The sequence below is a fragment of the Enterobacter cloacae complex sp. FDA-CDC-AR_0164 genome, assembly GCF_003071645.1.
GTDB lineage: Bacteria > Pseudomonadota > Gammaproteobacteria > Enterobacterales > Enterobacteriaceae > Enterobacter > Enterobacter ludwigii.
The window spans coordinates 3182505-3194960 of sequence record NZ_CP028950.1; the positions used below are offsets into that span (position 1 = coordinate 3182505).

The 12456-nt window shown below is 53.0% G+C and carries 20 protein-coding genes; 19 read left to right on the forward strand and 1 reads right to left on the reverse strand.

Annotation, left to right across the window (positions count from 1 at the left end; translation table 11 throughout):
* Positions 1-183 precede the first annotated feature (183 nt).
* The 11 genes from AM410_RS15650 to AM410_RS15705 all read left to right on the forward strand — a co-directional run bounded on the left by AM410_RS15650 (position 184) and on the right by AM410_RS15705 (position 5056).
* Entirely contained in the window at positions 184-639 is a 456-nt protein-coding gene (locus AM410_RS15650) for a YbcN family protein (RefSeq protein WP_059453306.1), read from the forward strand.
* On the forward strand, positions 639-809 hold the full coding sequence (locus AM410_RS15655) for a NinE family protein (RefSeq protein ID WP_108648072.1): 171 nt from the start codon (positions 639-641) through the stop codon (positions 807-809). The genes AM410_RS15650 and AM410_RS15655 overlap by 1 nt, the downstream gene beginning before the upstream one ends.
* Positions 802-1443 (forward strand): recombination protein NinG, encoded by a 642-nt coding sequence (locus AM410_RS15660; protein ID WP_108648074.1) that lies wholly within the window; start codon positions 802-804, stop codon positions 1441-1443. Before AM410_RS15655 ends, AM410_RS15660 begins: the two co-directional genes overlap by 8 nt.
* 208 nt (positions 1444-1651) lie before the next feature.
* Positions 1652-1768: a hypothetical protein gene (locus AM410_RS15670; RefSeq protein ID WP_108648077.1), complete on the forward strand. Its 117-nt coding sequence runs from the start codon at positions 1652-1654 to the stop codon at positions 1766-1768.
* A complete protein-coding gene (locus AM410_RS15675) occupies positions 1765-2454 on the forward strand; it encodes a bacteriophage antitermination protein Q (protein WP_108648079.1) in 690 nt (229 codons plus the stop codon). The genes AM410_RS15670 and AM410_RS15675 overlap by 4 nt, the downstream gene beginning before the upstream one ends.
* Positions 2455-2758: 304 nt before the next feature.
* Positions 2759-3064 (forward strand): phage holin family protein, encoded by a 306-nt coding sequence (locus AM410_RS15680; protein WP_122008274.1) that lies wholly within the window; start codon positions 2759-2761, stop codon positions 3062-3064.
* Positions 3051-3491: a lysozyme gene (locus AM410_RS15685; protein WP_023311422.1), complete on the forward strand. Its 441-nt coding sequence runs from the start codon at positions 3051-3053 to the stop codon at positions 3489-3491. Before AM410_RS15680 ends, AM410_RS15685 begins: the two co-directional genes overlap by 14 nt.
* Positions 3488-3874 carry a DUF2570 domain-containing protein gene (locus tag AM410_RS15690; protein ID WP_108648081.1) on the forward strand — a complete coding sequence of 129 codons (387 nt, stop codon included), beginning with the start codon at positions 3488-3490 and terminating at the stop codon, positions 3872-3874. Before AM410_RS15685 ends, AM410_RS15690 begins: the two co-directional genes overlap by 4 nt.
* Positions 3858-4034 carry an Rz1-like lysis system protein LysC gene (lysC, locus tag AM410_RS24360; RefSeq protein ID WP_442876283.1) on the forward strand — a complete coding sequence of 59 codons (177 nt, stop codon included), beginning with the start codon at positions 3858-3860 and terminating at the stop codon, positions 4032-4034. Before AM410_RS15690 ends, lysC begins: the two co-directional genes overlap by 17 nt.
* A 73-nt stretch (positions 4035-4107) precedes the next feature.
* The gene (locus tag AM410_RS15700) at positions 4108-4746 is read left to right on the forward strand and encodes a hypothetical protein (RefSeq protein ID WP_108648084.1); all 639 of its coding nucleotides are present in this window, start codon (positions 4108-4110) and stop codon (positions 4744-4746) included.
* 91 nt (positions 4747-4837) lie between these two features.
* The gene (locus tag AM410_RS15705) at positions 4838-5056 is read left to right on the forward strand and encodes a hypothetical protein (protein WP_108648086.1); all 219 of its coding nucleotides are present in this window, start codon (positions 4838-4840) and stop codon (positions 5054-5056) included.
* 89 nt (positions 5057-5145) lie between these two features.
* On the opposite strand, the gene AM410_RS15710 is transcribed toward AM410_RS15705, so the two are convergent.
* Complete coding sequence (locus AM410_RS15710; RefSeq protein WP_108648088.1) at positions 5146-5631, reverse strand: hypothetical protein; 486 nt, start codon at positions 5629-5631, stop codon at positions 5146-5148.
* 80 nt (positions 5632-5711) lie between these two features.
* On the opposite strand from AM410_RS15710, the gene AM410_RS15715 reads away from it, so the two are divergent.
* The 8 genes from AM410_RS15715 to AM410_RS15750 are packed head-to-tail and all read left to right on the forward strand — an operon-like array spanning position 5712 to position 12455.
* Positions 5712-6350: a putative metallopeptidase gene (locus AM410_RS15715; protein WP_108648089.1), complete on the forward strand. Its 639-nt coding sequence runs from the start codon at positions 5712-5714 to the stop codon at positions 6348-6350.
* Positions 6351-6382: 32 nt separating this feature from the next.
* Positions 6383-6838, forward strand: a complete 456-nt coding sequence (locus AM410_RS15720) for a DUF2280 domain-containing protein (RefSeq protein WP_108648091.1) — start codon at positions 6383-6385, stop codon at positions 6836-6838.
* Positions 6835-8088, forward strand: a complete 1254-nt coding sequence (locus AM410_RS15725) for a PBSX family phage terminase large subunit (RefSeq protein WP_108648092.1) — start codon at positions 6835-6837, stop codon at positions 8086-8088. Before AM410_RS15720 ends, AM410_RS15725 begins: the two co-directional genes overlap by 4 nt.
* Before the next feature lie 42 nt (positions 8089-8130).
* Positions 8131-8382 (forward strand): hypothetical protein, encoded by a 252-nt coding sequence (locus AM410_RS15730; protein WP_159082268.1) that lies wholly within the window; start codon positions 8131-8133, stop codon positions 8380-8382.
* 58 nt (positions 8383-8440) lie between these two features.
* Entirely contained in the window at positions 8441-9808 is a 1368-nt protein-coding gene (locus tag AM410_RS15735) for an anti-CBASS protein Acb1 family protein (RefSeq protein ID WP_108648095.1), read from the forward strand.
* On the forward strand, positions 9768-10718 hold the full coding sequence (locus tag AM410_RS15740; RefSeq protein ID WP_108648097.1) for a phage minor head protein: 951 nt from the start codon (positions 9768-9770) through the stop codon (positions 10716-10718). Before AM410_RS15735 ends, AM410_RS15740 begins: the two co-directional genes overlap by 41 nt.
* A 9-nt stretch (positions 10719-10727) precedes the next feature.
* Positions 10728-11993 carry a hypothetical protein gene (locus tag AM410_RS15745; protein WP_108648098.1) on the forward strand — a complete coding sequence of 422 codons (1266 nt, stop codon included), beginning with the start codon at positions 10728-10730 and terminating at the stop codon, positions 11991-11993.
* Positions 11994-12005: 12 nt separating this feature from the next.
* Positions 12006-12455, forward strand: coding sequence for a gp53 minor capsid family protein (locus tag AM410_RS15750; RefSeq protein WP_044856870.1), 450 nt, complete (start codon positions 12006-12008; stop codon positions 12453-12455).
* Position 12456: the final 1 nt, after the last annotated feature.

Here is a 12456-nt window from a genome sequence, read left to right on the forward strand (position 1 = left end):
CGCGTTGATTTTGTTGAATCAACCGTCCATACTATCTGTGCTGACGGCCTGAACAACCGTTAGTGACTTCTGCGCATTTAAGGGGACTTAAATGCGACCACAATCTGAACTCCTCACCTTGTCACAGATGCAGAAATGCACCTGCGATTTTCTGCATTCTGCGGTTTCCGTTAAGGAGGCCGCATGACTCTGCCAGTTGACGGCATCAAACTCCATCGCGGTAACTTCGCGGCCATCGGCCAGCAGATTCAGCCATTGCTGGATGCCGGGCAATGTTTCCGCCTTCAGGTTAAGCCATGGCGAGAGAAGCGCAGCCTGTCGCAGAACGCTCTCAGCCACATGTGGTACACGGAAATCAGCGACTATCTCATCGCCCGCGGCAAGACCTTCGCTACGCCTGAGTGGGTCAAAGACGCGATGAAGCACACCTATCTCGGATACGAAAGCAAGGACCGTGTAGACGTCGTGTCTGGCGAGGTCACCACCGTCCAATCCCTACGCCATACGTCAGAGCTGGAAACGGGCGAAATGTACATCTTCCTGTGCAAGGTCGAAGCCTGGGCGATGAATATCGGCTGCCACCTGACCATTCCCCAAAGTTGCGAGTACCAGCAGCTGCGCGATAAGCAGGAGGCCTGATGTCTACTCCACTTTCCCGCGTCATCACCAACGAAATCTTCCGCGTTCCGGCGCGCCGCAAGCGTAAGCCAGCGCTTAAACCGTCCGACATCCCGACACTGAAGGGCTACACCGCCCGCCTGGTGGATCAGAAATGGCTGCGTCTCGCGGCACGGAGGGCGCATGGCTAAGTTACCGCGCCGCAAGTGCGCCCATAAAGCTTGTCGCCAGTGGTTCCACCCGGTCCGCGAAGGGCAGGTGGTCTGCTCATTCGAGTGCGCCAGCGCGATCGGCAAAGAACAGACCGCAAAAGCCCGCGAAGCCGCTCAGCAGAAGGAAGCGCAGCGCCAGCGCACCGAAGAGAAGGCAGGCCGCCAGCGCCGTAAAGCAAGATTGGCAGAACTCAGACCTAACGGTTATTACAAAGCGCAGGCTCAGCAGGCATTCAACGCCTACATCCGGGCGCGTGACTCCGATTTGCCATGTATCAGCTGCGGCGAGACCAACCCGCCTGATCTGCATGGCGGCCAGTGGGACTGCGGCCACTTCAAGACGGTCGGTGCTAACCCTGAGTTGCGTTTTGAAGAGCGCAACGCTCATAAGCAGTGCAAATCCTGTAATGGCGGCGCAGGCAAATACACCGCAAAAGAGGCGACGGTCGCGCAGCAATATGAAGCTGGGCTGATCGCTCGTTACGGGCAGGATTACGTCGACTGGCTCAACGGTCCACACGAAATGACCAACTACCGCCGGGAGGACTTCATCCGGATCCGCGATGAGTACCGCGCCAAGCTCAAAGCACTGAAGCAGCGGGAGGCAGCATGATAAAGCCAGTTTTTGGCATAGGTGGTCCTCTGACAGATGCCAACTTCGATGTAATCAGAATGAACAAGAAACAGGCGCAGCAGGTAGCGGATCGAATGGCAAGAAAGACGGTATCTGATGGTCTCTCCACTTACGCGAAGGGGTTCGTCTTTGATGCCGGCAAGCATTATCGGATTTCTGTATGCGTAACCAGACCGAGGTCAATGCGATGACCAGAGACCAGATAGCCCGTTACCAGGCAGAAAGCGTTAAGCGCGCCAGCCTGCCGCCAGTAGCAAAGCACAGCCAGACCAAAACCACTCAGCCACAGAAGGAAGCCGCATGAACAGTCAGCAACTGGAATACGTACGTCAGCAGCTCATTGTGGCGACCGCAGATCTGAGCGGGGCGACGAAAGGGCAACTGGTAGCTTTCGCCGAGAACGCACAATTCACCGCGACGGCGCGCAGCCGGGGGCGAAAAAAGGTATTCGACAAGGATAAGCAGCGCATGGTTAACCCTGACGGCCCGCCGATGAGCGGCAGCCAGTCCCGCGCCAAGGGCTCATCCATCGCACTGGTAGGTCCGGTTGAGTTCGTGACCGCATCCTGGCGCCGTGCTGTCCTGTCTCTGGAAGACCACCAGAAAGCTTGGCTACTGTGGAACTACAGCGAGAATATCCGTTTCGAGTACCAGGTGGCGATTACCCAATGGGCATGGCCAGAGTTCCGGGAACAGCTTGGCACGAAGAAAGTGGCCGGCAAGACGATGGAGCGCCTGAAGAAGCTTATCTGGCTGGCGGCGCAGGACGTCAAAGCGGAGCTGGCGGGGCGGGAGACGTACGAATACCAGGCACTGGCAGAACTGGCTGGCGTGGCGAAATCCACCTGGACAGAAACGTACCTGCATCACTGGCTGGCGATGCGGAACAGCTTTAAGCGACTCGATAGTGGCGCGCTTATCTCCGTAACGCGATCACGTTCACAACAAAAGGCGACAAATTTAGACGTGAGTCTTGCAAAACCGAACTGAAACGCATATATTTCATGTAAATCTGATATCGTCGCCATAGCTTCGCAGGTCGACAAAGAATTAAGAGCCTCGCCATCGTGCGGGGCTTTTTTTATTTGCGGTACGCCGCACGCAGAACCCACTACCTGGGACCCTTAGGCCGAAGAGCCGACATTGCCACACCCTCATATTCCCGGCCTGTCGCCGGGTTTTTTATTCAGGCCGCAGACAATCAATTCCAGATGCCCCGTAGCTATCGTGTCTGACGGCCTTTCCCCACTACACAAACAGCACCCCGTTATTCGGAGGTGATATGGCTAAACGTATGCAAGATAAAGAAAGCATTGCCGGAGTATCATGGCTGATTGTCCTTGCTCTGTCATGCTGGGGCGGCTTGGTCCGATACCTTATTGACGTGAAGCAGAATAAAGCCACCTGGAGCTGGATCAACGCACTGGCGCAAATCGCAGTGTCCGGATTTACCGGTCTCATTGGTGGCCTGATCAGCGTTGAAAGTGGGCTGAGTCTTTACATGATCCTGGTTACGTCTGGTATCAGCGGGGCGATGGGCTCCGTCGCACTGACGTACTTCTGGGAGCGCCTGACGGGGATGAAGAATGCAAACCAGTGATAAAGGCATTGCCCTGATCAAGCAGTTCGAAGGCTGCAAGCTCACCGCGTACCAGGACAGCGTCGGAGTGTGGACGATCGGATACGGATGGACTCAGCCTGTCGACGGTAAACCGATCCGCGCCGGGATGACGATTAAGCAGGAAACGGCTGAGCGTCTACTGAAAACCGGACTTGTCAGCTACGAAAGTGACGTGTCCCGCCTGGTCAAAGTTGGCCTGACTCAGGGGCAATTCGATGCCCTGGTGTCGTTCACGTATAACCTCGGCGCCCGGTCTTTGTCGACATCAACCCTCCTGCGAAAACTCAACGCCGGTGATTACGCTGGCGCTGCCGATGAGTTCCTGCGCTGGAATAAAGCTGGTGGCAAAGTCCTGAACGGGCTGACCCGTCGGCGTGAGGCGGAGCGTGCTCTGTTCCTGTCGTGATTGGCGCGCTGGTAAAGCGTTACTGGCGGCAGCTGCTGGTGGTGGCCTTAATCGGCGTGCTGGCGTTCTTCGTGAACCACTACCGCGACAACGCCATTACCTACAAAGACCAGCGCGATAAAGCGACGGTCCGGGCAGACACATCGGAAGCGATCACCAACAACGTGATCACCACGATGAACCTCATTCGTGACATCTCTCAGGCTACCCAGAATGCAAAGAACGAACTGGCTCGAAAGGGCGAGACGCGCATTGTCTACATCAGGCAGGCGCTTGAAGGTGATCCGTGCGCTAACCAGCTTGTTCCTTCTTCCGCTGCTGACAGCCTGCGGGAATACGCAGACAGTTTACGTTCCAGCCCCAGTGGTGCCGATAAGCGCTGACCTGACCGCAGACACGCCGATCCCCGGAACGGTGGTTCCGTTCACGTGGCAGGCAAGTCTGGAGTTAAACGCTCAGCTCTATACGGCGCTGGGGCAGTGCAATATGGATAAATCGAGCATTAGAAAAATAGAAATTAATCGACATAAAGCAAATAAATAAATCAATTTAAACATGTAGTTGACCTTTGCATAGATCTTCAATGATATTGAGAGAAAATCATGGAGGTTATGCTATGTTTAAGCGTGTCAAAGGCGGATTGAAAGAGTTTGATTCATCATACTCTATCGCTGAGAAGATCTATCAAATACTTCAGTTTCTAATAATTTCTCTAGGGGGCACTGGAGTTTTAGGCCTTCTTGCATGGATGGACCCTTACTTCAAGAAAATTGGGTATTTGGCCTATGGTTTAGTGTTTCTTTTGTGTGGTGTTTTATTCTTCTCAATGCTCTATTTCTATAAAATGGCTAAACTTTCAACCTTGAAAGAAAGTTACTACATGAGTCTCACGGAACGAAAATCGGACATAAATCCTTTAGGAGATTCATTTTCAGATCTTATAATTCACCTTGAAGAAATGCGATTACCATTGAACGAACATCATCAGAATAAAACATTCAGAAGATGTAAATTGATTGGGCCTATGGCTATTTTGATAGGTGGAGGAACATTAACACAGTCAAACTTTAGTTACTGCGGTGAGTTTATCAAACTTCCTGAGGGGAAAAATGCAGTTGAACTGAGCGGAGTATTGACATTTTTAAACTGCACTTTTGTAGATTGCACTTTCATTGAGACTACAGTAATTGTTCCGCATGAAGTGGCTTTAGCACTAAAAAAAGATGTTAAGAGTGCAAAGTTTATTGGATTATAACGAATGAGAAAAACAAAATAAGCCACGACTATGTGGCTTATTTGATTTAAGTAGTCCTGAAATCTACCTTAAGCGGATAAAGAGGCTCTAAATGTCAGACATCTACCAAATCACGCTAACCACCCAAACAGGCGAAACCTTCACGGGCAAGATGTCACGACGTCAGCCTGAGCTGGTTAATGGCTTTGTGCCGCTGACGACCGAGACGGGACAGTGGCTGTATTTCGCTCCTGCTGATGTAAAGCGCGTGGAGTTCACGCCAGTACCGGCAGATCAACCAGAACAGCCAGCAGAACAAACGACGGAGTAACGAATGAGCAAACCGGACTGGGCTGGACTGGAGGAGATCAGAATAGCGTACCTGTCCGGAGTAGCAGAAGTGACGAGTGGTTAAAAAAACTATTTATAATTTGCAATCTTATCTGAGATAGCCTCTGCATCATTTAAAATTTGCACCATCTCTTTTAATGCATCTTGAGTATAACCATCCTTTGCCAAAATAGACTTCTCATGTAAGTCACATACCAAGGCAAACAGGTAAGCATGATATTTGACAATATGCTCTACTAACCCATTGTCTAGCATGCCGATTTTTTGAACGTTAGCTCTGTAAACAGGATTGAAATTGTCATGGATAAAAACGCTAAACTCAACAGTATCCTGATTGTTAGCAATCATTTCTTGTAGCGAATCTTCCAGCGTCTTTTTATATCGCCGAACCTGTAACAGATGGGAAAGTGTTTTAACTTCAGCGATTAAACCGTTCTCAAGAGCTTTGGCCTCAGCTCTGCGTGAAAGAATATCTTTTACGATATTCCAAAGTCCTGTTAAACACGCACCGATCAGTGCGCTGGTTCCAACTGTTAACCAGAATGATGTTCCCATGTAAGCCTCGTTGCTTGTCGGTGATTCACATTTTTTTTACAACGATACATCCGCCCAATCTTTGGCGCAACGGAGTGGAAATGCAAAACGATGACGAGCGCAGGCCATACCCGCCAGTTAACTTCATCGACTCCGACAACTGGCAGCCATTCACCAGGCTGATTCCTGCAAACGAAGTGCATGAGTGGATAAGTCGCCAAATCCTCAGCGATACCGGAAGAATCCATAACCCTGACCACAAACACCTGATTGATGCTGATATCTGCTTCATGTGGGCTTCTGAATCGTTCGCAAAGAAAGGGCGCTTAGTCCTTGGCCAGGCTGAACAGGTAATGCTCCGCGCCGGTGGATGGCAGAAAGCCAGAATGGAACAGCAGATGTATGAATGGTTCGGGCGCATCCCGAAGTTCATCATCACGCTTGCCGCCGATTACTGCTCACAATGCAGTGACCTCGAATTCTGCGCGCTGGTAGAGCATGAGCTTTACCACATCGCCCAGGCCACCGACGATTTCGGCGCGCCTAAGTTCAACAAAGAGACCGGGCAGCCAGTGCTTACACTGCGCGGCCACGACGTCGAAGAATTCACTGGTGTCGTACGTCGATACGGTGCCAGCAAAGAAGTACAGGAGCTTGTTGATGCGGCCAATGCGCCAGCAGAAGTGGCTCACATCGATATAGCCAGGTCATGCGGTACATGCATGCTAAAGCTGGCCTAACAATATGACTGATTATGACAGGCAGGTAATCAATGGCGACACTGAAAGGTGAGGTCAAAGCCTTCATTGTTCAGTCCCTTGCCTGCTTCGATACTCCATCCCAAGTGGTTGAGCTGGTCAAAAAAGAATTTGGCCTGAGCATCACTCGTCAGCAGGTCGAATCTCACGACCCGACGAAAGCAAACGGCAGGGGGCTGGCGCAGAAATGGGTTGAGCTATTCCACGAAACCCGTAAGCGCTTCCAGACCGAATTAAGCGACATCCCGATCGCCAACAAAGCCTATCGTCTCCGCGCGCTCGACCGAATGATGACCAAAGCCGAGAGCATGCGAAACATGGCGCTGGCGGCCTCCCTTATGGAGCAGGCAGCCAAAGAGTGCGGGGATGCGTATAGCAACAAACAGAAAGTCGAGCACACCAGCCCGGACGGAACCATGACACCGCAGCCGACCATCATCCAGCTACTCCCCGTTGAGCCGAAAGAATGAGTAACGCCGTTCAACTGCCGATCCCCGCTAAGCTTGCGCCACTGTTCACTGCCGTGAATAAGCGTTACCGATGCTCGCACGGTGGACGTGGTAGTGCCAAGACGCGCACATTCGCGCTGATGACTGCCGTGAAGGCGTATCAGTCGATGATGAACGGTGAAAGTGGCGTGGTGCTCTGCGCGCGTGAGTTTATGAACTCTCTGGAAGAGTCGAGCATGCAGGAAGTGAAGCAGGCGATCCTGTCCGTTCCCTGGCTGGCCTCCAACTTTGATATCGGCGAGAAGTACATCCGCACCATAGACAAGAGCGTTAACTACGTGTTCTGCGGTCTGCGGCATAACCTCGACAGCATCAAGTCGAAAGCGCGCATTCTGCTGTGCTGGGTGGACGAGGCTGAATCAGTCAGTGAAATAGCCTGGCAGAAGCTGAGTCCGACCGTTCGTGAAGAGGGATCAGAGATTTGGGTGACGTGGAACCCGGAGCGCGATGGTAGCGCCACGGATAAGCGCTTCCGCAAAGAAGCTGGAGACGACTGTATCACCGTTGAGATGAATTACACGGATAACCCGTGGTTCCCGGACGTGCTTGAAGGTGAGCGACAGAATGATCAGCGCCGTCTTGACCCGGCAACATACGCATGGGTTTGGGAAGGTGCTTACCTCGAAAACTCCGATAAGCAGGTGCTGGCCGGAAAATACCGGATCGCTGAGTTTTCGGAAAATCTCTGGAAAGAAGCTGAGCGCCTGTTCTTCGGCGCTGACTTCGGTTTCGCCAAAGACCCCAACACGCTGGTGCGCTCGTTCATTCTGCACAACAGGCTGTACATCGAATACGAGGCATACGGACAGCACACAGAACTCGACCACATGCCGGAGCTATACGACACGATTCCCGGTGCGCGAGACTGGCCCATCAAGGCCGACTCTGCGCGACCTGAAACAATCAGCTATCTCAAGCGGCAGGGCTTCAACATCTCAGCTGCTGAGAAGTGGCAGGGCAGCGTTGAGGACGGAATCGCACACCTTCGCGGGTTCGACGAAATCATTATCCATCCCCGCTGCAAGAACGTGGCACGCGAGGCCCGCATGTGGTCATACAAAACGGACCGAATCACTGGTGAGGTGTTGCCGAAGTTGGCCGACGGCTATGAGCACTGTTGGGACGGCATTCGCTACAGCCTCGACGGACACATTAAGCGCAAAGGGCAGATGGCCGGGATGATGATTCCTAAGCGTTTGCAGCGAAAATGAAGATATAATATGTCTCCCTTAACGTTGGACAGGAATTTAACTGTGTCTCGTAAATACATGCAAACTAGTACCGAAATTATTACCGTATTCTGTTCGTCTACTAACGCTAATCTTTTGGCTAAAACCGTTATTACTTACGAAGATGGATTAGTGGCTGAAGGGTTACACCCTTTTCAACTGCCATTATCCTGTGATGAAAAGGTGTATGTAAATGAAGTTAATGAAGCTGTAAAATTAGCCATTATTTCTGCAAAAAAATATGCAAATGAACTGAGAAAGTTCTCCAACATGTAATGTTCCTTAAAGGCCCCTCTGTGGGCCTTTCAACTTATCTCCTTCCAACGGACAATCCATGACTGACAAATTAACTCTCGCCGTCAACCATGCGTTGGCCGTCAACAATGCGTTGAACGACGCCAGGTTTGCACGTGCTCGTATGGGGCTGATGGCACCGACGATGGGGCTGGACAATAAGCGCCATTCTGCATGGTGCGAGTACGGATTCCCTGAGCAGGTAACTTACGAAAACCTCTACGCACTGTACCGACGTGGTGGAATAGCCCACGGCGCAGTTGAGAAGCTGGTGGGCAAGTGCTGGCAGACGAACCCGGAAATCATCGAGGGTGATGATGCCGACGAGAGCGAGGACGAAACCGCTTGGGAGAAAAAGTCCAAGCAGGTATTCACCAACCGGTTCTGGCGCTCATTCTTTGAGGCTGATCGCCGCCGTCTTGTCGGTCGTTATGCAGGAATCCTTCTGCACATCCGCGACGAAAAAGACTGGAGCCTTCCGGTCACCAAAGGGCGAGGTCTTCAGAAAATATCCGTTGCGTGGGCCGGATCGCTCACGGTTGGTGAGTGGGACACTGGCCTGAACTCGCAGACGTACGGACAGCCAAAGATGTGGCAGTACGCCGAACGGTTGCCGAATGGCTCAAGCCGCCGCGTCAATATCCATCCTGATCGCGTTTTCATCCTGGGTGATTACTCAGACGATGCTATTGGCTTCCTTGAACCAGCTTATAACGCCTTTGTGAGCCTGGAGAAAGTAGAGGGAGGTTCAGGCGAATCATTCCTGAAGAACGCCGCTCGTCAGCTTAATGTCAACTTTGAGAAGGAAATCGACTTCAACAATCTCGCGACTCTTTATGGCGTGAGCATTGACGAGTTGCAGGATAAGTTTAACGAAGTTGCCGGGGAAATGAACCGTGGTAACGATGTTCTGATGACAACCCAAGGGGCCACGGTCACACCGCTGGTGACTGCTGTAGCTGATCCGTCAGCGACCTATAACGTCAACCTGCAAACCGCTGCCGCCGGAGTTGATATCCCGACGCGCATTCTGGTTGGTAATCAGCAGGCCGAGCGCTCCAGCACCGAAGACCAGAAGTACTTTAATGCTCGTTGTCAGTCGCGCCGCGTGGACCTGTCTTTTGAAATAGAGGACTTCTGCGACAAGCTTATCGACCTGCAGATCGTGGACTCAGTCAGCCAGAAGGCTGTTATCTGGGATGACCTGAACGAGCAGACCGGTACTGAGAAGCTCACCAACGCTAAGACCATGGGCGAGATTAACCAGACCATGCTGGGCGGCGGTGATGCCCCGGCGTTTAGCCGTGAAGAGATTCGCACCGCTGCAGGCTACGACAATGACGACGAAGAACCGTTAGGAGAAGAGGATGGCGACGAAGAAGACGAAGCCGCCGATTCTGCCGCGTAACTATCAGGATCCGACCGGAGCCGATGCGCTGGAACGCCGGGCAATGAAAGACTTCACCAGGCGGATGAATAAGATTGGCAAAGCGTACAAATCAGCACTCGACAAAATACCTTCCTCCCTCGCAGTAAACGCCAGATACGAATACCAGCTAAACCCAACGTTACTCTCCATCATCCTGAACGATGCCAGTTACCTGGTTGATCAGGTGCTGCTTGAAGGTGGCGATTACGACCTGTGGTTTTACGAGTACATCGATCTGGCTTCGGAGAAAGGGACCGGGCAGTCGTTCTACAACCTCAGCCAGCAATCCCCGGCGTACGCGGCTGGTCGTGAGTCACTGGCATCCATCCTCGCAAGCGACCCGTATCAGCAACGAATGGCGCTGGTGCATGCCCGTGTATTTGAGGAAATGAAGGGGCTGACTGCTGACGTTAAGCGCGACATGGCGCGCGTGCTGACTGATGGGGTGGGGCGCGGGCTCAATCCGCTGGATATTGCCCGCAACCTGACAGACCAGACCGGAATTGAGAAACGCAGGGCGAACCGGATAGCGCGCACTGAAGTGACTACCGCGCTGCGTCGCGCACGATGGGATGAGGCCGAATCATCGATGGATGATCTCGGCTTAAATATCAGGCTTCTTCACCTTTCAGCATTAAGCCCCACGACGCGAATAAAGCACGCCCTTAGGCATGCGCATACATACACGGTTCAAGAGGTCAGGGACTGGTACGCCGTTGATGCTAATGCAATTAACTGTAAGTGCGGTCAGGTTGAGGTGCTGGTGGATGCAGACGGCAATCCGCTTTATCCGAGCGTCATCGAAATGGCTAAGAAGGAATTCGACAGCCACTGGAAAAAGATGAAGGTCAATCATTCAGCTTGTCACTGCTGCAAAAAGGCAGCTTGAGGTTTAACCATGCCAATGCAGGTCAATATCACCACGAAGGTGAACAGCCAGTCTATCCGGCGCGAAACATACAATGGGCGTGAGCACCTGGTGCTGCCGAGTTACACGCTTCCGGCGAACGTCGTCATGAATGGCGGATTGTACACACAGGAGCAAATCGACGCCCACTATAAGGGTCTGGAGGGCACCCTGGCTCCTCTTGGGCATCCTCAGGTTAACGGCCAGTTCGTGTCTGCATTCTCCCCGGAGGGGATTAACGCAGGCCATATCGGCGCGTGGAACCGTAACGTTAAGAAGTCCGGTAATCGCATCTACCTCGAAAAGTGGGTTGATGTGGCCCGCGCCAGTGAGTCAGAAGGCGGTAAAGAATTACTCGAACGTGTCGCCGCCATTGAGCGCGGTGAAGATGTTCCGCCGATTCATACCAGCGTGGCTGCTTTCCTCGATCAGCTTGAGCCGAACGATCAGCAGCGCGCAACGGGTGCCGAGTGGGTAGCGGATATCCACGGCATGGACCACGACGCGATCCTGTTGCACGAAGTAGGAGCCGCCACCCCTGAGCAAGGCGTTGGCCTGATGGTGAATGCCGATCTGGCTCAGCCGCTTAAGGCCAACTCTGGCGCACTGGTGGGCGAATCCTACCGGGAGCGCGAGCAGCGTCTCGATCGGGCGGCCAAAGCGAAGTTTGCGCTGGGCACGGATGAATATGCATGGGTTGCTGACTTCACTGACTCGCAGGTGGTCATCGTGCGAAATGGCGGCGATGCTCAGGTTTACGGTTACTCCGCTGATGGCGGGAAGATCACTATCGAAGATACCGGAACCTCAGTGGCGCGCCAGGAATCGTGGGTGGCCGTCGTAGCAAACAAATTTAAAGCTCTATTCACACCGCAGGAACAGCCTGCACCAAACCACAAAACGGAGGGCGACATGCCTTTAACCAAAGAAGAACTGGAACAAATCGGCAGCATGATCGGCCAGGCTGTTGCGACCAACACGGAAGCGGCTATCAAGCCCCTCGCGGAAAAGGTTGATGCGCTACAGGCCAATCAGAAGCAGCTCGCAGAAACCCTGACCGCCAACTCCCGCGCTGAAGAGAAGGCAAAGCGTGAAGCAGTTGCGAAGGTCCATGGCGATATCGTGGCTAACGCGCTGTCTGGCGAAGCACTGGACGCTATGTTTAAGTCGCTTGGCGAAGCTGCTCCGCTGGGAACCAACAATGCTCAGCAGCACAAAGAAACCGGCGCACCTGCCGCAGACGAACACTTCAAGTAAGGAGCCGGAATAATGCCACGTTATCGTCGCGTTAATATCGACGGTCAGTCTCTGTACAAGACCGAAACCCGCACTACGGCCGCCGCGCTGCTTCCTGGTACTGCGGCAACTATCAACTCATCCGATAAATTCGCCCAGGCCACTGCGCTGACCGGCCGCCTGTACATCATCGATGTCGGTTACCACCAGGGCCTGACTATCACCGAAGCAATCCCTGCAGGTGATTCAGCAGTCGGCAACTACGTCGAAGAAGGGCGTGAGTTGGCGTTACGTTGCTTGCCTGGTGCTTACAAGAAAGACAGCCCGATCAAGCTGGGGACGGCTGGTCAGTTCACTCTTGCCACTTCCGATACTGATTCAGTGATCGGCTACAGCCAGGATGAATACACCATCGCGGCCAGCACCACCGACTTCATTCGCGTGCGCATGCGCGTTGGCACTGTCGCCGCAGCTGGCGCGTAAC